21 protein-coding genes are annotated in these 25,304 nt (G+C 66.9%); 18 read left to right on the top strand and 3 right to left on the bottom strand.

Annotated features, from left to right (window positions below; genetic code table 11):
- The 7 genes from BXA00_RS07245 (at position 1) to BXA00_RS07215 (ending at position 8,556) form a co-directional block, all read left to right on the top strand.
- Positions 1-1,158: a polysaccharide biosynthesis/export family protein gene (locus BXA00_RS07245; RefSeq protein ID WP_076517499.1), complete on the top strand. Its 1,158-nt coding sequence runs from the start codon at positions 1-3 to the stop codon at positions 1,156-1,158.
- 7 nt (positions 1,159-1,165) lie between these two features.
- Complete coding sequence (locus tag BXA00_RS07240) at positions 1,166-2,503, top strand: ABC transporter permease (RefSeq protein WP_076517497.1); 1,338 nt, start codon at positions 1,166-1,168, stop codon at positions 2,501-2,503.
- Between the two features lie 9 nt (positions 2,504-2,512).
- Positions 2,513-3,229, top strand: coding sequence for an ATPase (locus BXA00_RS07235; protein WP_076517495.1), 717 nt, complete (start codon positions 2,513-2,515; stop codon positions 3,227-3,229).
- A gap of 121 nt (positions 3,230-3,350) precedes the next feature.
- On the top strand, positions 3,351-4,382 hold the full coding sequence (locus tag BXA00_RS07230) for a sugar ABC transporter (RefSeq protein WP_172805905.1): 1,032 nt from the start codon (positions 3,351-3,353) through the stop codon (positions 4,380-4,382).
- Positions 4,375-6,294, top strand: coding sequence for a tetratricopeptide repeat protein (locus BXA00_RS07225; RefSeq protein WP_076517493.1), 1,920 nt, complete (start codon positions 4,375-4,377; stop codon positions 6,292-6,294). The genes BXA00_RS07230 and BXA00_RS07225 overlap by 8 nt, the downstream gene beginning before the upstream one ends.
- 11 nt (positions 6,295-6,305) lie before the next feature.
- The gene (locus tag BXA00_RS07220; RefSeq protein WP_076517492.1) at positions 6,306-7,514 is read left to right on the top strand and encodes a polysaccharide lyase family 1 protein; all 1,209 of its coding nucleotides are present in this window, start codon (positions 6,306-6,308) and stop codon (positions 7,512-7,514) included.
- Positions 7,515-7,587: 73 nt separating this feature from the next.
- A complete protein-coding gene (locus tag BXA00_RS07215; RefSeq protein ID WP_369825601.1) occupies positions 7,588-8,556 on the top strand; it encodes a glycosyltransferase family 9 protein in 969 nt (322 codons plus the stop codon).
- 163 nt (positions 8,557-8,719) lie between these two features.
- On the opposite strand, the gene BXA00_RS07210 is transcribed toward BXA00_RS07215, so the two are convergent.
- Complete coding sequence (locus BXA00_RS07210; protein WP_076517490.1) at positions 8,720-10,810, bottom strand: PhoX family phosphatase; 2,091 nt, start codon at positions 10,808-10,810, stop codon at positions 8,720-8,722.
- A gap of 184 nt (positions 10,811-10,994) precedes the next feature.
- Entirely contained in the window at positions 10,995-11,378 is a 384-nt protein-coding gene (locus tag BXA00_RS07205; RefSeq protein ID WP_076517488.1) for a hypothetical protein, read from the bottom strand.
- A 395-nt stretch (positions 11,379-11,773) separates the two neighbouring features.
- Here BXA00_RS07205 and BXA00_RS07200 point away from each other — a divergent pair, with 395 nt between their 5' ends.
- The 3 genes from BXA00_RS07200 to BXA00_RS07190 are packed head-to-tail and all read left to right on the top strand — an operon-like array spanning position 11,774 to position 13,625.
- On the top strand, positions 11,774-12,397 hold the full coding sequence (locus tag BXA00_RS07200) for an HAD-IB family hydrolase (protein WP_076517486.1): 624 nt from the start codon (positions 11,774-11,776) through the stop codon (positions 12,395-12,397).
- Positions 12,394-13,284: a decaprenyl-phosphate phosphoribosyltransferase gene (locus tag BXA00_RS07195; protein ID WP_197685564.1), complete on the top strand. Its 891-nt coding sequence runs from the start codon at positions 12,394-12,396 to the stop codon at positions 13,282-13,284. Before BXA00_RS07200 ends, BXA00_RS07195 begins: the two co-directional genes overlap by 4 nt.
- A 2-nt stretch (positions 13,285-13,286) precedes the next feature.
- Entirely contained in the window at positions 13,287-13,625 is a 339-nt protein-coding gene (locus tag BXA00_RS07190; protein WP_076517482.1) for a multidrug efflux SMR transporter, read from the top strand.
- Positions 13,626-14,622: 997 nt separating this feature from the next.
- Here the strand turns inward: BXA00_RS07190 and BXA00_RS29205 are convergent.
- Positions 14,623-15,627 (bottom strand): LysR substrate-binding domain-containing protein, encoded by a 1,005-nt coding sequence (locus BXA00_RS29205; RefSeq protein WP_083714207.1) that lies wholly within the window; start codon positions 15,625-15,627, stop codon positions 14,623-14,625.
- A 186-nt stretch (positions 15,628-15,813) separates the two neighbouring features.
- Between BXA00_RS29205 and BXA00_RS07175 the strand changes: the two genes are divergently transcribed.
- The 8 genes from BXA00_RS07175 (at position 15,814) to BXA00_RS07140 (ending at position 25,230) form a co-directional block, all read left to right on the top strand.
- Positions 15,814-17,151, top strand: a complete 1,338-nt coding sequence (locus tag BXA00_RS07175) for an MFS transporter (RefSeq protein ID WP_076517479.1) — start codon at positions 15,814-15,816, stop codon at positions 17,149-17,151.
- A gap of 2 nt (positions 17,152-17,153) precedes the next feature.
- A complete protein-coding gene (locus BXA00_RS07170) occupies positions 17,154-18,248 on the top strand; it encodes a M14 family metallopeptidase (RefSeq protein WP_076517477.1) in 1,095 nt (364 codons plus the stop codon).
- 275 nt (positions 18,249-18,523) lie between these two features.
- Positions 18,524-19,369 (top strand): ABC transporter permease, encoded by an 846-nt coding sequence (locus BXA00_RS07165; RefSeq protein ID WP_156902764.1) that lies wholly within the window; start codon positions 18,524-18,526, stop codon positions 19,367-19,369.
- 3 nt (positions 19,370-19,372) lie between these two features.
- Entirely contained in the window at positions 19,373-20,419 is a 1,047-nt protein-coding gene (locus BXA00_RS07160; protein WP_076517473.1) for an ABC transporter ATP-binding protein, read from the top strand.
- A gap of 8 nt (positions 20,420-20,427) precedes the next feature.
- Entirely contained in the window at positions 20,428-21,309 is an 882-nt protein-coding gene (locus tag BXA00_RS07155) for an ABC transporter permease (RefSeq protein ID WP_076517471.1), read from the top strand.
- A 26-nt stretch (positions 21,310-21,335) separates the two neighbouring features.
- Complete coding sequence (locus tag BXA00_RS07150; RefSeq protein WP_076517469.1) at positions 21,336-22,583, top strand: amidohydrolase family protein; 1,248 nt, start codon at positions 21,336-21,338, stop codon at positions 22,581-22,583.
- Between the two features lie 5 nt (positions 22,584-22,588).
- Positions 22,589-24,247: an amidohydrolase family protein gene (locus BXA00_RS07145; RefSeq protein WP_076517468.1), complete on the top strand. Its 1,659-nt coding sequence runs from the start codon at positions 22,589-22,591 to the stop codon at positions 24,245-24,247.
- Positions 24,247-25,230: a GTP-binding protein gene (locus BXA00_RS07140; RefSeq protein ID WP_076517466.1), complete on the top strand. Its 984-nt coding sequence runs from the start codon at positions 24,247-24,249 to the stop codon at positions 25,228-25,230. Before BXA00_RS07145 ends, BXA00_RS07140 begins: the two co-directional genes overlap by 1 nt.
- Positions 25,231-25,304 lie beyond the last annotated feature (74 nt).

The raw sequence follows: 25,304 nt of genomic DNA, 5'->3' as shown, positions 1-25,304 counted from the left end.
ATGCTAATGAACGTCCCGGCCCTGGGCGCGCGGCGCTACGCGACGCTTGCCATGCTGCTGCTTGCAGCGCTGACACTCTCGGGTTGCCAGCTCCCACGGTCCGGCCCGATGCTCAGCGAAATGACCGGCGCTCACGATGACAAGGATGTCATCGTGATGCCCGTGTCGCGCGAACTCGCGCAAAAGAGCAGGGTTCCCGAAGTGGCCGACTTTCCCGTGCGTTATCGCGACCTGACACAGGCGGGATTCGACAAGCTCGTGCCGGGCGACGGCATCAACGTGAAAGTCTGGGAACGCGGCGGACTGGGCGTGTTCGCCGCGGATCCGTCGGGCGTGAGCGACCTGGGCAACCAGGACATCGACAGCGCCGGCAACATCACGTTTCCGATCATCGGCAAGTTCCGGGCCCAGGGCATGACGCTGGGGCAATTGCATGACGCCATCGTGGCGCGCCTGAGCAAGCTCGTGGTTGGCGCCGACGTCAGCGTCACGCGCGCGGCCGACGCGCGCGGACAGATGGTGACGGTGCAGGGAAACCTGACCAAGCCGGGCATGTACCCCATCACGCAGACCGCCCAGCGCCTGAGCAGCGCGCTGGCGCAGGCCGCGCCGGTGCAGACGAATCCCGAGCAGCTCATCATCAGCCTGCGCCGCGACAACCAGGTGGCCTCGGTGCGGCTGGCGGACATCTACCGCAACCAGAACAACGACATCCTGCTGCGCTCGGGCGATGTCATCACCGCCTACGATGCCAAGGAATTCCTGACCGTGCTGGGCGCGGCCGGCCAGCAAGGCCGGGTGGAGATCAGCAAGCGCAACTACAGCGTGCTGGACGCGCTGGCCGATTCCCGCGGCCTGGACGACAAGCTGGCCGATCCGCGTTCGGTGTTCCTGTTCACGCCCGCGAAGGCCGGGGCCGAGGGCAAGCCGGACATGCTGCCCGTGGTTTACCAGTTTGACCTCACGCGACCGGAGCAGGTGGCGCTGGCCCGCGAGTTCACGGTTCATGAAGGACAGGCCATCTATATCTCGGATGCGCCGTTCACGCAGGTGCAGAAGGTGCTGTCGGCCTTCCGCGTCACGATGAGCGCCGGCTTCAGCGCCACGCGAGCCATCGACAGCGATTCGGGCGGAAGTTCGACCGGCGTTTCCCAATAGCGTGTCCATGAGTAACGAGGACCGGATCAAGGGCTGGCGCTCGCGCCGGAAAGCAAGCAACTACACGGTGGGATCCGGCGTCGCCAACTGGCGGCTGGATCCGGCCGCGCTGTTCGAGGCCAAGGCGCCGCCGGCGGTCCTGTTCAAGCCGCTGCTTGCCCGCCTGCAGGGCGAGCCGCACGATTCCGTGGCGGCGCGGCGGGCGGTGTACGAGGCCGTTCAGGCGGAGCTGGAAGCGGAGATCGAGCGCGGCAAGGTCGATGAGACCGTGGCCGACTTCTCCCGGCGCCGCCTGCGCATCATCGTGCGGCTGCTGGAGCAGGACATCCGCGCGGGCGTGGAAGTGTTCGCGCCGGGCTACGTGCCGGCCAAACTGGTGGCCGAGGACGAGCGGCTGGCGGCCGCGCACGCGCGCCGCGTGGAGCGGCGCAAGCAGGACGAGGCGCGCGAAGCGCGGCGTCATGCGTCGCGCAACGACATCGCGCTGGAGATCGAGGTCGCGCAGAGCGAATCGGGCGACCTGGCGATCCTGCGCGACCGGCTGCGCCACTTGCACGAGGGGCATTCGCAGGATACGGCCGGCCACCGGCCGATCGGCCGCACGCTGATGGCGATGTTCATCTATCAGCTGCGCGTGATGCACGGCGAGAGCCGCATCGCGCTGGTGTGGGCGCTGGTCGGGCCCGTGGTGCTGCTGACGCTGATTTCGTCGCTGTACATCCTGATGGGCACGCACTACATCCTGGGCATGGACGTGCAGACGTTCTCGCTGCTGGGCGCGACGACCTGGATCATGTTCCGCCAGATCGCCTTCCGGAGCAGCACCGCGTATGTCTCCGCGCGCGGCCTGCTGAATTTCCAGGGCGTCACCCCGCTGATGTGCGCGCTGGTGCAGGCCATGATCTATGTCTCGGTGTACCTGGTGGTGTTCGCGGTGCTGATCACCGCGGGCCACGCGATCGGCCTCATCACGCTGCCCAAGAGTTGGCCCGGCTTCATCACCTTCGTCGTGCTGATGGGGGTTGCCGGTGCCGCGATGGGCGTGCTGTTCGGGTCGATTGCGACGTACTGGCACTTCTTTCTTCGGCTGGCGCCGATCATCGAGCGCGGCCTGCAGATCTTCGCCGCCGTCTTTTTCGTGTCGGAGCAGTTTCCGGAGCAACTGCGGCCGTGGTTGTTGTGGTCGCCGCTGGCGCATGGCATGCAGCTGTTGCGCTCGGCGTACTTCCAGGCGTACCAGTCGCACGACGCCAGCCTGGGGTATTTCCTGACCTCGCTGGTGTTCATGATGGTGATCGCCCTGGTGGCCGAGCGCCTGGCCCGTCCCAATGTCCAGCCGATGTGAGGGTGAGGAATGATCCATCTGAATGGCGTAACCGACGAACCCTATGCCTTTGGCAGCCGGCAGCCGCTGCTGGCCAATGCCACGCTCGACATTCCGGCCGGGCGCTATGCCTTGCTGTCGCCCACGCCGGAAATGCACCGTCAATTGGTGGACGTGCTGTGCTGCCTGCGTCCGCCGCGCCAGGGCTTCGTCAAGCACGACGGCAACGTCTCGTGGGCCATCGGCCGGCAAGGCTTCATCCGCGGCAAGGCCAACGGCCTGAGCATGATCGACTTCGTCAGCGAGATGTACGAGATCGATCCCGGCGCAACGTACGAACTGGTCGCGGACCTGATCAGCGATCCCAAGATGCTGGCCAAGCCCATGGAGCATTGGCCGCTTTACGTACGGCAGGAGTTCTCGTTCGCGCTGGCGCTGGCGCCCGCGTTCGATGTCTACGTGATCGAAGGGAGCATCCCCTTCGAGCCTTGCCGTTTCACCCGGCTCTGGCTGGCTCTTTTCGAAGAGCGGCTGGTGGGCCGGACACTCATTTTTTCCAGTTATCGCCAGAATCAGTTGGCGGATTATTGCTTCAAAGGCTTGATCTATGAACGAAGCGCGCTCAGCATCGACGACGACCTCGACCAGTGCCTCCGCAGGTATCCCCCGCGACGATCACGGAGCGACTCCGGCACAGGCGACGACGTCCTCGGAGGCGGCTTCGACGAAGGCCAGCTCGGGTTCTGAAGGCGGATCCGAGATCGAACGCCGTCGCCGCGAACGGCAATCGGCGCTGCGCGAGCGGCGCCGCCATCGCTGGATCAATGCGCTGATCGTCCTGGTGCCCGTGGTGCTGGCGCTGATCTATCTGTCCTTTGTCGCCACGCCGCGCTATGAGGCCGAGTCGCGGTTCTTCGTGCAGTCGGCGTCCGGCCAGCAGGGCGGCGGCGGCGCGGCGGCCAGCCTGCTCACGACGGGCAACTCGGGCGGCATGCTCGGCGGATTCGTGGACGGGTGGGCCGTTGCTGACTTCCTGAAGTCGCGCGACAGCATGCAGCAACTGGACAGGAAAGTCGGCCTGCGCCGCTATCTGACGAACGACGGACTGGATCCGTTCAACCGGCTGGCCGAGGATTCCAGCGAAGACGACCTGTATCGCGCCTATCAGGCGTCGGTGCACGTGTCGTTCAACGCGCTGGAGCAGATCGACGTGCTGCGGGTCAGCGCGTTCTCGTCGGAAGACGCGGCCACGCTGTCCAAGGAACTGATCGGCCTGGCCGAGCAGTTCGTCAGCTCGATGAACGAGAAGGGCGTGGCCGACAAGCTGAAGGTGAGCGAGGAGTCGGTCAAGTTTGCCGAGGAGAAGGCGCTGGCGGCGCGGGACGCCCTGACGACGTGGCGCACGAAGCACGGCAACATCGACCCGAGCGCGACGGTGTCCATGCTGCTCAACCTGTCCAGCCAGCTGGAAGGCGAGCTGAGCAGCGCGCAGATCAACCTGGACAAGATTCGGGCCCTGAACAACAAGGACCACTTCATGCTCAAGCCGGCCCAGATGCAGGTGGCGGCGCTGAAAAAGCGGCTCGCGTCCGTGCGCCAGCGCCTGAGCGGCGATGGCAATACGGAAGCGAAGCAGCTCAAGGAATACGAAGCGCTGCGCAATGCCCAGGTGTTCGCGGATTCGAACCTGACGCTGGCGCAGCAGTCCTACCAGCAGGCGATGACGGACGCGCTGCGCCTGCAGCGGTATCTGTCCATCATCGCGCAACCGGTACCCACGGACCGGCCCAGCAGCCCGCGCGCGGGCATCCTGCTGCTGCAGGCGCTGGCGCTGGGTTTTGTGCTCATGTTCATCGCTCGGGTGGCGATGGCATTGTTGAGGGGGCTGCGTCATGGTTGATACCGCTACCGAAAGCCGCCGGGTCGACGCCGGCGCCGAGCCGCAGGACGCCACCGCGCGCCTGCGGGACGTGATCGGACAGATCCGGGCCTCGGCCCAGCCCGAACGCGACATGGCGGCGCTGGATCCCGCGCTGCGGCAGGCCAGGGACGGGTGGCGCGAGGTTCGGCGGCTGCTGGTTTCGCCTTACGTGAAAGAGGGCAGGCTGGTGCCCGCCGTCGCCGCGCTGGAGACGCTGATCGCCGCGCATCCCACGCGCGCTGACGACCGACGCCTGCTGGCCAGCCTGCTGGGCCGACTGGAGCAGTGGGACAGGGCCATTGCCGAAGCCGACGCCGCCGCCGGCATCGAACCGGGCAATACGGCGCTGCATGCGGCGCGCATCCAACTGCGCGTGCAGGCGGGCCGCGTGGACCAGGCGGCAGAAGTCGCCCGCGCGACCCTGCCGCTCGCGCAGAGCGCGCCCGAAGACGCACATGCCTGGTTGATGGCCTTCGTGCGCAATGGCGACGTCGCCGAGGCGTCCGGCATCGCGGCGGCGCTGGATCCGGACAAGCTGCCCAATGAACGGGTGGCGACGATGGCCGTGCGCGCCCTGCTGGCCGACGGCCGCACCGCCGCGGCGATCCGCCTGGGCGACGGTGCGCTGCGCGCGGGCCACGATTGCGCTGCGCTGCGTTCGTCGCTGGGGTTGGCACACCTGCGGCGCGGCACGGAAGAAGATCGCAAGACGCACGCGCTGGCGCATTTTGAAGCCGGTCTGCAGGCGGCGCCGGACGACGTGCGGCTGCTGACGCTCCATGGCGAAACCCTGCTGCGCGCCGGCCGCTACAAGGAATCGGTGGCGCCGCTGGAGCGCGCCATCGAATTGGCGCCCGACCTGGAGCAGACACGCGGCTTGTACGCCCGCGCGCTGCGCTACACCCTGCGGTACGACGAGGCGGCCGACCAGATGATGAAGCTGCTGGAAAAGTCGCCCGACAACCTGCTGTGGCAGCGGTCCGCCATTGGCGCGCTGTCGCAGGCGGGCCGCAAGGAAGAGGCCGAGGCGATGTTCCTGCAGTACGTCGCCAAGCGCGGCGCGAAGTTGCCCGAGACGTTCCAGGAAGCCCTGGCGCGCATGGAAGAACAGCTTGATTCCGCGCCGATCCCGAAGGCGCGCCTGGACTGGGCCTGGTCGATGCGCGGCGACACGTCCATCGACCGCGCCACCTGGGAACGCCGCGCGCGCTGGGGCCACCTGATCGACCATCTGCTCTTCGACTGGCTGGAATGCCGCGAGGAGCGGGTCGAGGAAGCGATGGAAATGCTGGGCGAACTGGACACCGGCGAGCGCTTCTTTGCGCCGCTGCTGGCGGCGGGGCGCGGCGTCGTGGTCGCCACGGCGCATGTCGGCCCGATGTACGCCGGGCTGATGGCGCTGGAACTGGTCGGCATCCCGTCTCGCTGGCTGGCATCGGCGCCCAGCATCGCCCGCAGCACCTATGCCGAGGCGCTGATTTCCACCGCCGACCAGACCGAGGCGCAGGTCGCCAAGTCGTGCATGCGGGCAATCAATTCGGGCTTTGTGCTGTGCCTTGCCATCGATGGCGCGGCGAATCCCGCCGCGCCGCGCACGACCTTCGAAGGGCAGGAGGTGACCTATTCGGGCTTCGCGGCCCATCTTGCCCAGCGGATGAACGTGCCCTCGGTGTTCTATGCGCCGCGTTGGGAAAACGGCCAGGTGGCGTACACGCTGGAGATGCTGCCGGCCGCCAATCCGGGCGAGGACGCGCAGGCGTACGCGCTGCGCTGGCAGAAGGCGTACTTCGAACACTTGCGCAACCACCTGGCCGGTCCGCCGGAGAACCTGCGCCTGAGCGGGGGTATCTGGCGCCACGTCACGGCGGCGGATCGCTCCGCGCAAGAATAGGAGCACACGGGATGCTTGCACGAAAGAAAGTGATGGCCTGGCTGGCGGCGCTGGTCGCGCTATATGGCAGCGCCGCCGTCGCGGACGAGCAGTGCGGCGCGCCGACGCAGCAATGCGCCTTCGTGTCCGAGCTGCTGCAACAGCGCGAAGGCTATGGCGCCAAGGCCACGGGCGGGCTGGGCGGCAGGTTCATCGAGGTGACCTCGGACCAGGACTCGGGACCGGGCACGCTGCGTGCCGCCCTGAAGCAGGCCAAGAAGGGGCCGACGTGGATCCGCTTCGCGTCCGACATGACCATCGTGCTGGAATCCCAGTTGCGCGTGCCGTCGAACACGACGATCGACGGGCGCGGCAGGCGGGTGGCGTTGATCGACGATGGCCTGGGCGTGTATGGCGTCCAGAACGTCATCCTGACGCATCTGACCATTGACGGGCGCCTGAACCGGCTGACCCAGGCCGTCAACGTGGCCAATGGCAGCCGGGACGTGTGGGTCGACCATATGGACCTGTCCCGGATGTCGGACCGCCTGCTCAATGTGAAGAACGGATCGACCGACGTGACGATCTCGTGGACCAAGTTCCACAACTCGAACAAGGTCATGCTGCTGAACAACATCACGTCCAAGGACCTCTTTCACAACTACGAGCGCGATGCGATTGCGCGCGTGACGCTGCACCACAACTATTTCTTCAACACCGTGCAGCGCAACCCCCGGGCGCAGTTCGGCACCTTCCACCTGTTCAACAACCTGGTCGAGAACTGGGACTTCTACGGCATGAGCTTCAGCCTGGAGGCCAAGGCCCTGGTCGAAGGCAACATCTTCAACAACGACGCGCAGCGCAAGTGCGTGGAGCCCGAGTTCTTTCCCACGGTGGAAGGCATCAACGTGAACTACTGCCGCTACATCCCCATTGCGCCCCAGCGCAGTGCGCTGGGTAACGGCGAGTCCGACCGCGGCGCCTACGAAAAGCGCAAGGACGAACACGGCTACACTCGCGACTACAAGGCCTTCCTGCGTCTGAAGGACAACCTGTACCTGGGCGACGCGAAGCCGGTGCTGCAGGACTACCGCCCGGACGCGGTCCCAGCGCCGCCTTACTGCTACGGCTACGAAAAGGCGACGCCGGAACTGGCCGAGAAGATCCGCAAGTTCGCGGGCAATACGTCGGGGGACACACCGCTGCCGCAGTCGCGGACTGGCGCCGGTTGTCCACCGTGATTTCATCATTTAAGTAGCCATGGCAGATATCGTTGTATTCGTTCGTAGCAAGTCGCGATACGGCGACCAGATCGTGGCGTTTCCCGCGCTTTATCTCGTCAAGAAACTGTGGCCGGATAAGCAAGTGCGCGTGGTCTCCCGGTTCGACGTCGGCGATTTCTACACGCGGCTGCCGTGGGTGGACCAGTTCGTCCGCGCCGACGCATTCAGCGACCAGGTCAGGGCGTTCCCCCGAGGCGCCAGCGCATCGCTGACGCTGCATCATTCCAGCGAACGCTTTGCGCTGCTCAATCTGTTGCGTCGGCCCGCGCTGCGGCTGGGCTTCAATAACCGCAGGATTGGCGATTGCGTCTGGACGCATTCCCACGTCAAGGACATCCGCGAGTACATCGGGCTGGCGAACCTGAGGCTGCTGGCGACGATACAGCCGCACGATCCGGAGGCCATCGCGCGCGAGTGCTTCCTGGAGATCGCGCGGCCCTGTGCCGGCATGGTGAAGCCTGCCGACATCGTCCTGATTCCGGGAGGCGGCAAGGGACCGTTCAAACGGTGGTCGGTGGAGCATTACGTCGCGCTGGCCGATCTGCTGCAGACCCGGCTGGGCGGCGACGCGGTGTTCTCGTTTGTCCTGGGACCGGCCGAGACGGCCGAGCGCGCCTGGTTGGAACAACTGAACCGTCCGGACTTCCGGCTGGAAAGCGGTCGGTCGGTGGCCGAATTGGTCGCGCTGATGCAGGACGCCCGTTTGGTCGTCGCAAACGATTGTGGTCCGTCCCACATCGGCCAGGGGCTTTGCGTGCCCTACGTGGGCGTGTTCAACGAACCCAATCCGGAGTGGTTCTGGGCGCGCGACTATACCCGGGATGTCGTGCCCGATGCGGGGTCCTCGGACATCAACTCGATCCCGCCGGCGCGTGTGCTCGAGGCGTGCATGGCAGTGCTTGCCGATCCCAAGTCACGATCGTCTTGTGACCGTGTCGCCCAGGCAGCGCATCGCGCACTGAACAACCCGGTCCCTCTTCAGGCTTTGCCCAACGCCTGAGCAAGCGGACTTCAACGGGCAGTGCCTCGCGGTCCGGGTGTCATGCATCAATGCGAATGCCCCAGGAAGTCGGATCTTCTCCAACCTCCCGGGGCATGGTTCACGAAGCGTGCAGCGCTGATTCCGCGGTCAGGGCAGGCGGATCACCCTGGCCGCTACGTCATCACACGCCGATCGGACCGCCGTCGGCGCGCTGGATCACCACCGTCGACGAACGCGGGCGGACGACGCCCGTGGTGGCCTGGGTCGCATCATCCGTGTCGTACGCCGGCCAGTTCACCGGGTGCTGGATGTTCAGGAAGATGCTGGTGTAGTCCGGCGTGAAGGCGAAGCCGGTGACTTCGGCTTCGTTCGGGCCGACGAAGAAGCGGCGCAGGTCGGCCTGGTTGGACGCATTGATCGCGGGGCCCGTGCCGGTGCTGTCGGCCAGGGCGCCGGGGATCACGGCCAGCATCTGGTCGTTGGTCGCCTTGGCCACGTTGTTGTTGCGGCCGCCGTCGATACCGTTGTCGGTCTGGATCCACAGGATGCCGCGCGCGTCGAAGCTCAGGCCGTCCGGGCTGGCAAGCTGGTTCAGCGTGGTCAGGCCCGAGCGGTTGGTGTCGGCGTCGGCGCCGGCGTCCGAGCCGAACACGAAGATGTCCCACTTGAACTTGGTCGAGCCCGGCTCGTCGTGCCAGCGCACGATGTGGCCGTTGACGTTGTTCAGGCGCGGGTTGGCCGGGTTCGTGCCCTTGCTGGCGTTGCGGCTGGAGTTGTTGGTCAGCGTGAGGTAGATGTCGCCGTTGGTCGGGTGCGTCGCCGTCCATTCCGGGCGGTCCATGGGCGTGGCGCCCACGAAATCGGCCGCGCCGCGGGTATTGATGATGATGTTCTCTTGGCTGCCGAACTCGTCGGCCAGCGTGCGGCCGCCTGCGCCCACGGTCGAGCCGGTGAGCGCAATCCATTCGCCGGAGCCGTCGGCATCGAAGCGCGCGACGTACAGCGTGCCCTTGTCCAGGTACTTGGCGCCGACAGCCAGGCGGTCCGTGCGCTCGGCGTCCTTCGGATCCCACACGGCTTCCGAGACGAAGCGGTAGATGTATTCGAAGCGCGAGTCGTCGCCGCTGTAGAAGGCCAGCGGCTTGCCGGCCTCGGGCTTGCCGTAGGCGCAGCCTTCGTGGGCGAAGCGGCCCATCGAGGTGCGCTTGGTGGCGATGCTGTTTTCGTCGTAGGGATCGATCTCGACCAGATAGCCGAAGCCGTTCACCTCGTTGCGCCAGTCCTGCGTGAAGTCCGCGCCGGTTTCGGTGACGTTGAAGCGCGCGAACTCGCCCTGGACCTCCAGCGGATCGGCGGCGCCCGTTTCCCATTGGTAGCGGCCGGCGCTGCCGGGCACGCCGACGCGCACCTGGTGCGCGGGCTGGGTGCCGGTGTTCACGAAGCAGGCGGCCCAGTTTTCCTCGGCGGTGATGTAGGTGCCCCACGGCGTGAAGCCGTTGCCGCAGTTGTTGTTGGTGCCGCGCACCATCGTGCCGTTCGGCGAATACGGGGTCTTGACCCAGTCCGTGCCGGCCACCGGGCCTGCCAGCTTCATGGGCGTGGCCGACGTGAAGCGGCGGTTGTAGCGCGAGTTGTGGACGATGTTCCAACGGCCGTTCTCGCGGCGCACATGCAGGATCGCCACGCCATGCGCGTTGATTTCCTTGCGGATTTCTTCGATGGGGCGCTTGCCGGCAACGGTGGTGGGACCGTTGGGATGCAGCGCCTGCTGGTCGATGTATTCGTGGTTGACCGCCAGCAGGCCTTCGGTGGAGCTGCCGTTGATCGGGAAGAAATGCATGCCGTCGTGGTGCATGCCGGTGGAATTGAGCAGGTCGGTCGAGCTGTTGTTGCCGTTGCGATCCCAGGGGTTTGCGTTGTCGTTGAACGGCGTGCCCCACGGTGCGAACACGTGGGCGATGTAGCCGGCCGGCACGACGCAGGCGTCGGTCATCGACGGGGCCAGCGAATCGAATCCCAACTTGACCGGCGCGGCGGGCTGCTCGCCGCCGGGCACTTCGGGCGAGGGGTTCTGGCCGCCGCCGTCGACGTCGTCGTCATCGTCGTCGCTGCCATTACAGCCGGCAAGGCCGAGGCTGGTCACGGTGGCGAAGGCGGCGGCGAGGCCGCCGCGCATCACCATGCGGCGCGACATGTTCTTTTCCAGGATCTCGCTGAATGGCGTGCTCTGGCTGGGATTGCGGACGGTCTTGTCGGAGATGGACTTGCTCATTGGAACTCCTGGCTTTGGGTCTGTGCCCGATCGGGACGAGCAATACTAGAAGTCCGAAATGAAAGGTTAATGACAGATGGTTGAAACCGATTGGCGGTTGACCGACACGCGCGCGATGCCGCAAACAAAAGGCTGACGCCGCTTTCGCGGCGCCAGCCCGGGACTGCCAGGATTGCGGGCGTGGCTATCGGTTCTCGTCGTCCATGGTCAAGCCGCCTTCCTTCATGATGCTTTGCGCGATTTCTTCGGCCGACTTGCCGGCAAAGCCGTGCTCGCCCGCCGTGATGCGCAGGCTGTCGCCTTCCAGCGGGCTCTTCAAGGTGGCCGAGGACAAGAGGATGCCGTTCGAGCGAAGCTGGATGCGCTGGCCCACGCGCTCGCGCGTGAAGGCGGCCAGGGCCTGGGTGCTTTGCGGCTTGAGCTTGATGTCGACGACGCGGGCGTTGGTGTGGGGATCGGCGCCCGGTGTGGCCTGCTCGACTTGCAGGACGACGGATTCGGCGTGGGCGGCCAGGGGGAGGGCGACGGCCAGCGCCGCGGCCAGCGCGTAATGTCGCAGGGATGGCATGGAAACGCTCCTTCTGTGGGACGACGCCTCCATCCTATACGATCTTGCGGCGGCGCCAGGCGCATCCCGCGCCGCGATGCGTTCATCGATGGCCGAACGCATCGCGCTCACAGGCGGCCGGCCACGGCGCAGGGGCAAGGCCGGAGGACGGCGGGAAGAGGGGCAGGAATGACACGGTTCTTTCCGCCTTGTCCGGTGAAAGCCGGAGTATCATCGGATGTGTTTTCTGTTACATCCAAATAAATATTGACATAAAGCGTGGGCTTTCATTGCGTCTGGTTTGCATCCGGACACGCCCGCGTCTGACAACTCGCATTCGCGCCTTGGGCGTTTGCACATTTTCCGGCATAGTTTGTGACGGCCAGGCCCCGGCCCCGCTCCGTCGCGATAGCAGCATGGCTATACAACCGCAGATTCCATCCCCCACCCACGTGATCGCGGCCTTCGACTTCGACGGCACCCTGACCCAGCGCGACACATTTATCCCGTTTCTGGCCCATCTGTCCTGGGTCCGATTGCTGGCGTCGACGGTCCGCACGTCGCCCGCATTGCTGGCATTCGCCCTGGGCCTGCGCAGCAACGACCACGCGAAGATGGCGCTGTGCCGGGCCGCGCTGCAAGGGCATTCGCGCGCGGAACTGGCGCACATCGCGCGCGCATGGGTGCACACCATCCCGCTGCGTCCGGGTCTCATCCAGCGGTTGCGCTGGCATCAGCAGCGCGGAGACCGCTGCGTGCTGGTCAGCGCGTCGCCCGATATCTACCTGGATGAGGTCGCGCGCTACCTGGGGTTTGACGACCTTCTCTGCACGCGCATGGCGGTCGACGCGCAGGGCCGGCTGACAGGCGGCTTCGAGGGCCCCAACTGCTGGGGGCCCGAAAAGCTGCGGCGGCTGGTCGAGCGGTTTGGCGAGCCGGACCGGTATGAACTCCATGCCTATGGCGACAGCCGCGGCGACCAGTGGCTGATCGACGCCGCCCGCCATGCGTGGTATCGCGGCCAGGCGGTCAAGCCATGACTGCCATGAATGCCGTGATATCCCTGCTGCGGCCTCAGCAATGGCTGAAGAACGGCTTTGTCCTGATCGGCCTGATATTCAGCCACGGGTGGTCGGACCCGGCGCTGGTGTTTGCAGTGGGCGTGGGCTTCGTGGCGTTTTGCCTGGCGTCCAGCGCGGTGTACGTGCTGAACGACTATCACGACCGCGCCGTCGACGCGGTCCATCCCAAGAAGCGGCTTCGCGCCATCGCCAGCGGGAGGGTCAGCCTGCCCGCGGCCCGCGCGCTGATCGCCGTGCTGGCCGTCGCGGCGTTGGGCCTGCCGCTCGCCTGCGGGCTGTGGCCCCTGGCGCTGTCCGTCGCCGGCTATCTGGTGCTGAACATTGCGTACACGCTGAGCCTGAAGCACAAGGTGCTGGTCGACGTGTTCTGCATTGCCGCCGGCTTCATGATCCGGCTGGCCTGCGGCACTTACGCGGTCGGCATCATTCCGTCGCGCTGGATGCTGCTGTGCAGCTTCATGCTGACGCTGTTCCTGGGCTTTGCCAAGCGGCGCGCCGAATTCGCCTCGGCGCCCGTCGATGCGCCCGCCGCGAATGGCGGCACGCGCACCGTGCTGCGGCACTATTCCCCGCAATTGCTGGACATCCTGGTGGCCATCACCGCCAGCGCCACGTTGCTGGCCTACGGCCTGTACACGGTGGACGCGGAGACCGCGGCATTGCATGGCACGCAGCATCTGGTCATCACGCTGCCCATCGTGACCTTCGGCGTCTTTCGCTATATCTACCTGCTGCACAAGGGCGGATCGGGCGAGGAACCGGGCCGCGACCTCTTGGCCGACACGCCGATACGCATTGCGGTGCTGGCGTGGGTGGCGGTGGTGGTTTTGCTCGTAAGGACGTGAAGATGGCATATGTATGGCTGATACTCAGCGGGGCATGCAGCGTGGCGGCCAGCGTGGCGCTCAAGCTGGCGGGGGCCGCGTCCGCGCAGGCCGCCACGTCGTCGTTGCTGGCACAGGCATGGCCCTATCTGGGCGCGATTGGCGCCTACGGCCTGGGATTCGGCTTTTACGCGCTGGCGTTGCGCCAGCTCGATCTGACGCTGGCCTACCCGCTGATGGTGGCGTTCGCGATCGCGGGGCTGTTCGTTTATGGGCTCGTGTCGGGCACCGAGACCATCACGGCCCTGCGCATGGCGGGCGCGGCGTTCATCGCCATCGGCGTCTTTCTCATCTTGAAATAGGCGTGCGAGCACTCCATGAAGCGATTCTTCCATAGCGCAGGCTACCGCTGGTTTTTGCTGTGTTGCGCGTATGTCGTGGTCGCCGCCGCGGTGATGAACGGTTTCTACACCAAATGGCGGCTCAACGACGGCCATCCCGCCCTGGGCCTGTCGCAGATGGTGGAAGGCACCGCCCACCGCCCCTACGTGTATCGCCAGTTCATTCCGGCGCTCGCCAACGGCGTCCAGGCGCTGCTGCCGCCGGCGACCGTCGCGCGCCTGTCCGAACGCCTGTCCGAGCCGCGGCGGGTGAATAGCCGGTCGGGACTGGCGATGCGCTATCCGGCGTCCGAAGCCTTGCTCCCCGCTGTCACCCTGCGCTATCACCTGGTCTATTACCTGACGTTCGTCGCGCTGCTGGCGTCGCTCTTTGTCATGCGGCGGCTCTGCCTGCAGGCCGGCGCCACGGCGGTCGCCTCGACCGCCGCGCCTGCCGTGCTGGCGCTGATGCTGCCGTTCTTCCTTACCGAGGGCGGGTATTTCTACGACTTCGTCGAGCTGCTTTTCGTGATGAGCGCCGTGCTGCTGGCCTTGGGGGGATCGCGTCAGACACCGATGAGGCTTGTCGCGCTGGTGGCGCTGGCGGGGCTGGCGACTTGGAACAAGGAGTCTTTTTTCTTTTTCACGCCCGCCCTGTACCCGCTCTTGCGGCGGAACCTGCCCCGCCCGCAGTCGGCCGCGCTGGTGGCCGTGCTGCTCCTGGTCTGCGGCAGCGTCTACCTCGCATTGCGGATGCGCTACGCGGGCAATCCCGGCTCGACCGTCGACTACCAGCTGTGGGACAACCTGCGCTACTACCTCGATCCGGGCAACTGGCTGCGCACCGAAAGCACGTACGGCGTCCTGCTGCCGCGCGGCTTCGGCATCGTGACCGTGCTGGCTTTCGCCGGCATCGCCGTCAACGGATGGGCGGGGCTGCCGCCAGCGCTGCGCGGGCACGCGCGGGTGGCGTTGTGCATCAACCTGCCGCTGTTCTTGCTGTTCTGTTCGCCCGGCGAGATGCGCAACCTGAGCATGCTGTATCCGTCGCTGCTGGTGCTGATGGCGATGGCCTTGACCGCGTGGATGCGCGGCGCGGCAGCGCCTGCGCCTCGCGCAGGCAATCGATGAAGCACTGCGCCGCGGGGGTGGGCGGCGAGCCGGCGCGCGTCAGGATGGAGACGCGTGCCGCGGGAAGCGCATGATCCAGCGGCACCATGCGCAGCCCGCGGGGCAGCAGCTGGTGGTCGAACAGATTGCGCACGAAGATGCCCAGCGCGTCGCTTTCCGCAATGAGCGCCAGCGCCACGGCGATGGACTGGCAGGGAATGACGTCGCGCGGCGGCGGCAGCTTGTGCGCGTCGAACGCCAGCCGCAGCAGGTTGGCGGGCGCCTGGATGTTGCCGGGCAGCAGCCATAGCGCGTCGACCAGGTCCGCCAGGCTGCGCGCGCCGCGCAAGGGATGGCCCGCGCGCGCACCCACCGCCAGCGGCAGCGAGAACAGGGTGGTCCGTGTAAAGCCATCGTCGATCTCGCCGTCATACTCGGTCTGGACCAGGAAATCGTAGCGGCCCGACTCCAACTGCTCATGGCTGTAGGGCGGCGCGACTTCGTTGAAGGCCACCGCGACGCGCGGCATGCGCGCGCGAAACGCCGCCAGCGCGGCAGGCAGCACGGTCAGCGCGGCCGAGCTGATGGCCAGGTTGAGGGTGCCGCCTTCGCCGTCGCGCATCTGGCCGATTTCTTCCTGGGCCTTGCGCGCTTCCTGCAGAATCAGGACGGCGCGCTTGTACAGCGCCTCGCCATAAGCAGTGAGCTCGACGCCCTTGGCGCTGCGGCGAACCAGTTCGGCGCCCACGCTTTGCTCCAGTTCGCGCAGGCTGCGGGTGGCGGCGGGCTGGGTGACGAAAAGCGCGCGCGCGGCGGCGCGGATGCTGCGATGCTCGGCGATCAGCACGAAGGCGCGAAGTTGGCGCAGGTTCATGGGCGTTGCGGTCCAGTTGCGGGCCGCCCGCGGCCAGGGGCGGCAGCCATATAAAGAAAAGTATTCACTAGAACAAAAATACTGTCTTTTTCTTATCGTGCGCCATCCGTATATTCACGGCGATGGGGCAGGCAAAGCGTCCGGAGCCACGGACGGGCAGCCCCGACCGGACATCAAGGGGAAAACATGTCTATTGCCATCGCCGCATCGGGCGGTCATGCGCTGTACGCGCCGTCGATGCGCCGCCGGGTCATTGCCGGCACCACCATCGGCAACGCGCTGGAGTTCTTCGACTTCACCGTCTTCACCTTCCTGATGCTGGTCATCGGGCCGCTGTTCTTTCCGGCGGCGTCCGCGTACGGCCAGTTGCTGTTGACGACCGCCACCTTCGGCGTGGGCTTCCTGATGCGGCCCGTCGGCGGGATGCTGATCGGGTCGTATGCGGACCGGCATGGGCGGCGCGCCGCGATGACCCTGACGCTGTGGCTGATGGGCCTGGGCTGCGCGCTCATCGCGGCGGCGCCCACCCACGCGCAGATGGGCGTGCTGGGCCCGGTCCTGATGGTGCTGGCGCGGCTGATCCAGGGGTTCGCGGCGGGCGGCGAGGTGGGCGCGTCGACGACGCTTCTGGTCGAACACGCGCCGCCCGGCAAGCGTGGCTTTTATTCGAGCTGGCAGTTCGGCAGCCAGTCGCTCGGCGTGATGCTGGGCGCGCTGACCGTGGCCGTCCTGACCGCGGCATTGACCCAAGCGCAGATGCAGGACTGGGGGTGGCGCGTGCCTTTTGTGATCGGCATCCTGACGGTGCCGGTGGGCGCGTACATCCGGCGCAACCTCGAAGAAACGCTGGAACCCGCGCCCACGCCCGCCACCGGCGACCGGCGGGCCGCCGTGGCGGGCCATCAGCCGCTGCGGCGGGTGTTTGCCGAGCACAAGGGCACGGTGACCAAAGGCATCCTGCTCGTAATCGGCGGGATGGTGTGCGCGCAGATCATCGGCTTCTACATGCCGGCCTACGCCACCAAGGAACTCGGGCTGCCCGCCACGTCCACGCTGCTGGCCAGCGTGGTGCTGGGTGCGATCGGCTTTGTGCTGGCGCCCATGGTCGGCATGCTCGCCGACCGGGTCGGCCGCAAGCGCGTGATCTTCTGGTCGCGCGCCGTCACGGTATGCGCGCTGCTGCCGTGCTTCGAATGGCTGGTGTCCGCGCCCAGCACGGGCCGGCTGATGACGGTCATCGCCTTGCTGGCCGTGCTGCTCGCGATGCAGACCGCGCCGGTGATCACGATGCTGCCCGAACTGTTCCCCAAGTCCGTGCGCACCACGGGCATGTCGGTCGTGTACGGGCTGGGCATCTCCGTGTTCGGCGGGTTCGCGCAGTTCTTCGTGACGTGGCTGCTGCACGTGACCGGCAACCCGATGGCGCCCGCCTGGTACCTGATGGTCACCGTGACGCTTTCCACCGTGGTGCTGTTCTGGATACGGGACCGCACCGGCCACGACATCGACAGCCAGGAGCCCTGATCATGCCATCGCCGAATCGCTTTTTTTCCGACAGCTACGCGCAGGCGCGCGAGCGCTTCCTGGCCGCGGCCGCGCCGCTGGCCTCGCACGTGCAGTCCTACGCCATCGCGCCGACGGGCAGCCAGGGCGAGCCGCTGGCCACGGACGTAGCGCTGATCGGCGATGCCGACGCGCAGCGCCTGCTGATCATGACGTCGGCCACGCACGGCGTGGAAGGCTTCTGCGGATCGGGCTGCCAGCTTGCGCTGCTGGATGACGCGCCCATCCTGGAACGCGCGCGCCAGGCGGGCGTGGCGTTGCTGCTGGTCCATGCGGTGAATCCCTACGGCTTTTCCTGGATCGCCCGCACGGACGAGGACAACGTGGACCTGAACCGCAATGCCCAGCCGTTCGACGGCGGGCCGCTGCCGGCCAATCCCGGCTACGGCGACATCCATGACCTGCTGCTGCCGCAGACGTGGCCGCCGACCGAGCAGAACCGGCAGGCCATCGCGCGCCACATCGACGAGCACGGCCTGGCCGCCACGACGCAGGCGGTGTCGCGCGGTCAATACACGCATCCCGATGGTCTGTTCTACGGCGGCGCGCGCCATGCGCCGTCGCTGCTCAACCTGCGGGAGATCCTGCGGACCCACGCCAGTCGGCACGCGCGCATCGGCTGGATCGACGTGCACACCGGACTGGGGCCGCGCGGCCACGGCGAGAAGATCTACGCCGGGCGGCGCGACGACACGCAAGTGGCGCGCGCGCGGCAGTGGTGGGGCAGCGACCTCGCGGTGCCTTACCAGGGCAGTTCGGCGTCGGTGGACATCACGGGCCATTTGGCCGGGCTGATCTACGACGCCTGCCCGGCGTCCGAGCCCACCTTGATGGCGCTGGAATTCGGCACGCTGCGATGGGACGAGGTGGTGCACGCGCTGCGCGGACGCAACTGGCTGCGTGCCCATCCGGATGCGGACGACGCGGTGCGCCGCGACATCCTGCGCGCCACGATGGACGCGTTCTATTGCGGGCAGGAAGACTGGCACGGCATGGTGCTGGGCCAGAGCCGCGTGGCGGTGCTGCAGGCGGTGTGCGGCCTGGAGGCGGCGCCGTAGTTGCCCGGACGCTGCGTGGACGCGGCGCGGTAGCTGCGCGCGCGGATGCCGGGTTGCACCTGCTGGGCCAAGCCAATACGGCGGGTTGCACCGGTTATGGGGCTACCGCAGGGATAACCCGCGACTTTCGGCATGTCGTGGGTTATCCCTAGTTGAGCCGCGCAGCAACCGCTCGATATGCTTCGGTTAACCGTAGGGACCGAAGAGTCTCCGGAGGAGTTTCAAACCGAGCCGGCAGTTGCTGAAAGGATCCGGATTTGCAGAATGCACCTCCTTTGGACTCAGCCGTCGCGGTCTCGCGGGAAAAGCCGTTGCGCGTGATCCCGTGGGCCACGTGGCTGCACCGCGTTTTCGTGGTTCTCATGTATGCGTTCATGCTCAGCCCCATCGTGCTGGTGGTCTGGCTTAGCTTTTTCAAGGACGCCATCCTCTATTTCCCGCCGTCGGGCTACACGCTGTCCTGGTACGTGAAAGCCTGGGAGAACCCCGCGTTCGCCAATGGCTTCATCTTCAGCCTGCAGGTGTCGCTGGTGGCCGCGTTCATCGGCGTGGTCATGGGCGTGCTGGCGGCGGTCGCCATCGCGCGCTATCGCTTCGCGGGCAGCAAGGGCGTCAACACGCTGCTGCTCTCGCCGCTGCTGATCCCGGGCATCGTCGCGGGCGTGGGGATCTATCTTTTTTACCTGCGCGCCGAGAACGTGCTGGACCAGGACCTGGTCGGCACCTTCGGCGGGCTGGTCATCGCCCACGTGTGCCTCACCATTCCGTGGACCGTGCGCCTCGTCACGGCCGGCATGGCCGGCCTGGACGGCTCCATCGAAGAGGCCGCGCGCAACCTGGGCGCCAGCGCGCCCAAGGCCTTCCTGCGCGTGACGCTGCCCATGCTGCGTCCCTCCATCGTCGCGGCCGCGCTGTTCAGCTTCGTGGTGTCTTTCGAGAACCTGGAACTGTCGCTGTCGCTGGTGGGGCCCGGACGCACGACCCTGCCGATCGCGATCATGCAGTACCTCGAATTCAACCTGGACCCGACGATCGCGTCGGTGGCCTCGGTGCAAATCCTGCTGTTGGGCATCATCATGCTTGTGACCGACCGCTATGTGAAACTCAGTCAGGTGGTGTAAGAAATGGCGAAGGTCTCAATCGAGAACATCCGCAAGCAGTTCGGCGCGGCGGTCGCGGTGTCCGACTTTTCCCTGGAGATCGCCGAAGGCGAGCTGGTCACGTTCCTGGGCCCCAGCGGCTGCGGCAAGACCACGACGCTGCGCATGATCGCCGGTTTCATCACGCCCACGGCGGGGCGGATCCGCATCGGCGAAACGGACGTCACCAGGCTGCCCGTGCACAAGCGCGACACCGGCATGGTGTTCCAGCGCTACGCGCTGTTCCCGCACATGACGGTGGCCGAGAACGTGGCGTTCGGCCTGGAGATGCACAAAGTCCCCAAGGCCGACCGCGACGCCAAGATCCGCCGCGTGCTGGACATGGTGCGCATGACCGAGCTGCGCGACCGCTATCCCCGCCAGCTTTCCGGCGGCCAGCAGCAACGCGTGGCGATCGCCCGCGCGCTGGCCATCGAGCCCAAGGTGTTCCTGCTGGATGAACCGCTATCCAATCTTGACGCCAAGCTGCGCCTGGAGGTGCGCGAGGAAATCCGCGCCCTGCAGCGGCGCCTGGGCCTGACCACGGTCTTCGTGACGCACGACCAGGAGGAAGCCCTGGCCATCGCGGACCGCATGGCCATCATGCACGATGGCATCGTGCAGCAGGTCGGCGCGCCCGACACGCTCTATGAGCGGCCGGCCAATCTCTTCGTGGCCGACTTCCTGGGCAAGATGAACGTCTTCACGGGTCGCGGGCAGGCCGACGACCAGTTCCAGACCCAGGCCGGCCAGCGCATCGCCGCGCCCGGCGGCGGCAAGGCCACCCATGTGGGCGTGCGGCCCGAGCGGGTGCGGCTGCAGGCGCAGCCTTCGGGCGGCAACGCGCTGGCGGGCGTCGTCGAATCGTCGCTCTACCTGGGGTCGGTGCTGGAGGTGCGGGTGCAGCTCGATGGGGGCGATCGCCTGATCAGCCAGGTCGTCAACGGCGGCGCACGCGCCGCGCCGCCCGTCGCCGGTGCGCGCGTCTACGCGTGCTTCGAGCCGGACGACTGCGTGGCCTTCACGCAATAGGAGGCGACATGACGACCGCAACGCAGGACGGGCGGCCCAGCCGCTGGCTGGGTCCGGGGCTGGCATTTCCGGCGTCGCTGGTGGTGTTGGTGATCATCATGATCCCCATCCTCCAACTGGCGCGCTACAGCTTCAATCATTTCGACCCGGTCGAGATGATGCAGACGGCCTTCACCTTCGAGAACTACGCCAAGTTCTTTGGCGATCCCTACTATCGCGACATCTTCTTTACCACGCTGGGCATCGCGGCGCTGTGCACCGTGCTGGCCCTGGTGCTGGGCTTTCCGGTGGCGTACTTCCTGGCGCGCACACAGAGCCGCTTCAAGAGCCTGTTCGTGATCCTGCTCGTGTTTCCCCTGATGGTGGGCAATGTGGTGCGCGCCGCGGGCTGGATGGTGGCGCTGGGCAACGCCGGCGTCGTCAACGCCGTGCTGCAGGGGCTGGGCCTCATCGACAAGCCGCTGACCCTGATGTACACGCCCACCGCGGTCGTGATCGGCACGACCGCGGTGGTCATGCCCTATCTGATCCTGACGCTGCAAAGCGTGCTCGAAGGGATGGACCTGTCGGTGGAAGAGGCGGCGCGCAACGTGGGCGCCAGCTTCTTCACCACGTTCCGGCGCATCGTGCTCCCGATCGCCGCGCCGGGCGTGGCGGCGGGGACGATGCTGGTGTTCATCCTCTGCATGAATGCCTACGCCACGCCGGTGCTGCTGGGCGGCTCCGGCCTGACCATGATGGCGCCCGCGCTGTATGACCAGATCACCAAGGCGTCGAACTGGCCCTTCGGCGCGGCGCTGGCGGTCATCCTGGTCTGCGGCACGCTCATCATCGCGCTGTTTTCGAACTGGCTGATCCATCGCCGCTATATCAAGACCATGGCGTCCTGATCGCGACGCCACCACAAGGAACTCTCATGTCCGCTGTACTGTTCAAGAACGCGAACCTGCTCGATCCCCTGCAGCCCGACCTGCTGGAGGGGCACCACGTGCTGGTGGAAGACGGCGTCATCAAGGAAGTGTCGGACAAGCCGATCGGCGCGTCCTCGGCGCGCGTGATCGACGCCGCGGGCCGCACGCTGATGCCGGGCCTCATCGACCTGCACGTGCACGTGCTGGCCACGCAGTTGAATCTCAGCACGCAGGGCGTGCTGCCCGATGCGCTGGTCATGATGCGCGCGGTGCCCATCATGGCCGCGATGCTGCGCCGCGGCTTCACCACGGTGCGCGACGCGGGCGGCGCGGGCTGGGGCCTGAAATGCGCCGTCAATGAGGGCACGGTCAAGGGGCCGCGCCTGTTCATCTCGGGCCGCGCCATCAGCCAGACCGGCGGCCACGGCGATCCGCGTCCGCGCTCGGACCACCTGCGTCCCATGAGCTTCTGCGGCTGCTGCTTCCGCGCCGGCGACATCGGCCGGGTGGCGGACGGCATCGACGACGTGCGCAAGGCCGTGCGCCAGGAACTGCAGATGGGCGCCGACCAGATCAAGATGATGGCCTCGGGCGGCGTGGCTTCGCCCACCGATCCCATCGCCTCCTTCGGCTATTCGGAAGAAGAGATCCGCGTCATCGTCGACGAGGCCGCCAGCCGCCAGACGTACGTGATGGCGCATTCCTATACCGCCGAGGCCATCGAGCGCGCCATCCGCAACGGCGTGCGCACCATCGAGCACGGCAATCTGGTCGATGAACGCGTGGCGCGTTTCATGGCCGAAAAGGGCGCGTTCGTGGTGCCGACGCTGGTCACCTACGAGGCGCTTGCGAACGAAGGCGCCGACTATGGCCTGCCGCCCGATTCGGTGGCGAAGATCGCGACCGTGCGCACCGCCGGCCTGCATTCGCTCGAGATCTACAAGAAGGCGGGCGTGAAGATCGGCTACGGCTCCGACCTGCTGGGCCCGTCCCAGCGCCTGCAAAGCGACGAATTCCGCATCCGCCGCGAGGTGCTGTCCGCACAGGAGGTCATCCAGTGCGCGACCACGACCGCCGCCGAAGTGCTGAACCAGGTCGGCCAGCTCGGTCGCATCCAGGCGGGCGCGCTGGCGGATGTGCTGCTGGTGGACGGCAATCCGTACCGCGATCTGTCCTGCCTGCTGGGGCAGGGCGAGCACATCGGCCTGATCATGAAGGGCGGGGTCATCGAACACAACGAACTGGGGGTGTAGGGGCCATGAGCGATCCCACGTTTTCGCAGTCGGAAGTCGGCGAAGAGTCGCGCGACGTCAATGCCGCTAAGGGCTGGCATCCGCCCTCGGCGCCCGCGCCCCGCGACCGCGGGCTTGGGCCGTTTCCGCGGCTGATTCTGCGCGGGGCCACGATCATCGACGGCACCGGCGCGCCGCCGTGGGGGCCGGTGGACATCGTCATCGAGAATGAGCGCATCACGGCGCTGGTCAACGTGGGCACGCCGCACAAGGCCATCGACCCCAAGCGCCGGCCCGGGCCGGGCGACCACGAGATCGATTGCCACGGCAAGTTCGTGACGCCGGGTTTCGTGGACGCGCACGCCCACATCGGCACGCCTTATCACGCCATGAGCGGCATCGTGCCGCCCGCCGACTACATCTACAAGCTGTGGCTGGCCCACGGCGTGACGACCGTGCGCGAGATGGGCGCGATGGGCGGGCTGGGCTGGACGATGGAACAGCGCGAGCTGTCCGCCGCCAACAAGATCGCCGCGCCGCGCATGATCGTGCACTCGGTGTTCCCGGCGGTGAACGATCGCGTCAAGACCATCCACACGCCCGAACAGGGCCGCGAATGGGTCCGAAAGCTGGCCGCGCGCGGCGCGGACGGCATCAAGTTCTTCGGCGCGCCGCCCGCCATCATGGAAGCGGCGCTGGACGAGGCCGCCAAGGTGGGTCTGCGTTCGGGTTGCCATCATGCGCAGATGGCGGTCACGCGCGTGAACGCGCTGAAATCGGCGCGCTGGGGGTTGACCAGTTCCGAGCATTATTACGGCCTGCCGGAGGCGCTCTTTGAAGACCGCGTGGTGCAGTCCTTTCCCACGGACTACAACTACAGCGACGAATACTATCGTTTCGCGGTGGCGGGCCAGACCTTCATGCAGGCCGCGCAGCCGGGGTCGCCCAAGTGGCGCCAGGTGATGGACGAGTTCCTGGAGCTGGGCCACACCTTCGTGCCCACCTTCAACATCTACGACGCCAACCGCGACCTGATGCGCGCGCGCCGCGCCGACTGGCACGATGAGTACACGTGGAAGGCGGTGTGGCGCTACTTCCAGCCCCAGCGCGGGGGGCATGGCGCGTACTGGTATCGCTGGAGCACCACCAACGAGATCGAGTGGAAGCAAAACTACCGGCTCTGGATGCAGTTCATCAACGAATACAAGAACCTGGGCGGGCGCGTCTGCGCGGGCAGCGATTCGGGATTCATCTACCAGATCTACGGGTTCGGCTTCATCCGCGAACTGGAATTGCTGCAGGAAGCGGGCTTTCATCCCATCGAGGTCCTGCGCGCCGCCACGTCGCACAGCGCGGCGCTGCTGGGCATCGACGAGGACACCGGTTCCATCGACGTGCAAAAGCGCGCCGACCTGCTGATTCACGACCAGAATCCGCTGACCGACTTCAAGTTGCTCTTCGGCACTGGCGCCATGCGCCTGAACGACGATACGGCCAAGGTCGAGTGGCAGCGTTGCCTGCGCACCACCATCAAATCCGGCGTGGTGTATGACACCGCCGAACTGCTGGCGGACGTGCGCGCCCTGGTCAAGGACAGTTGGGCCGACGACCCGGACGGCGAACGGCCGCCGATTGGCGGGGCCCCCGCGGGCTCGCCGTGCGAACCCGGTGAGGACGCGTCCTGATGGCCGTCGACCTGTTCCTGTTGTGCGGGTTCCTCGGCAGCGGCAAGACCACGCTGCTGGTGGATTACCTGCGCGATCCGGAATCGCGGGACACGGGCGTAATCGTCAACGAGGCGGGCGAGGTCGGCGTGGACGGCGCCATCGTGGCCAACGACAGCGACAACGTGCCGATGACCTTGATGGCCAACGGGTGCGTCTGCTGCTCGCTGCGCAGCGACCTGGTTTTCACGTTGAGCGCACTGCTCGATGCGCCGCGGCCGGAAGGGGCGGGCCCGCTGGCCCGGGTCATCCTGGAATGCAGCGGCCTGTCGCGGCCCGGCCCGATCATCGCGTCGCTGGCGGATCCCGAGCTGGCGAGCCGCGGCCTGCGGCTGACGGTTGTCTGCACCGACGACTGCGCACGCGACCCCGATGCGCTGGCCGAGATGGACGAAGCCATGGCGCAGTTCGGCGCCGCCCATCGCATCGTGCTCACCAAGACTGATCTGTTGCCGGCGGCGCCGGACGCGCTGGCACGCCGCGCCGCGCGCGCCGCGGCCCTGAACCCGCTGGCGGCCATCGTTGCCGACACGGACCGGCGGCGCGCCGTGCAGGCCGCCTTTGCCCCGTCGCAAGGGGTCGCGGACCTGGCCGGCCTGGCCGCGCAAATGCTGGCGGCGGGCGGGCAGGGCGGGGCGCATCCCCGCATCCGCGTGATGGCGGCGCGCGCCGAGCCCGGCATCAGTTGGACCGATTTCTCTGAATGGCTGGACAACCTGGCCGGCCTTTGCGGCGAGCGCTTGCTGCGGGTCAAGGCCGTGGTGCGCGTCAGCGATTGCGAGGAGCCCATCTTGATCCAGTCGGTCGGCTCGACCTTCAGCGCGCCGCAGCGCCTGACCCGGCAGCCCGACGCGCGCGACGCCATCATCGTGATCGTGCGCGACATCGAGGCCGACGAGATCCGCGCATCCGCACCGGACGCGCCGGTGCGGATGCTGGTCTGAATACCGTTGAACCCAACGCCGCGCAGCGCACTGGCCTGTCGCGCGGCGCATCGTAGCAAGTCGTCAGTTCCTTT

This window comes from Achromobacter sp. MFA1 R4, assembly GCF_900156745.1.
In the GTDB taxonomy this organism is placed as follows: Bacteria; Pseudomonadota; Gammaproteobacteria; order Burkholderiales; family Burkholderiaceae_B; genus Achromobacter.
The sequence above is the reverse complement of the archived record's forward strand: the minus strand, read 5'-3'. Positions and strand labels throughout refer to the sequence as shown.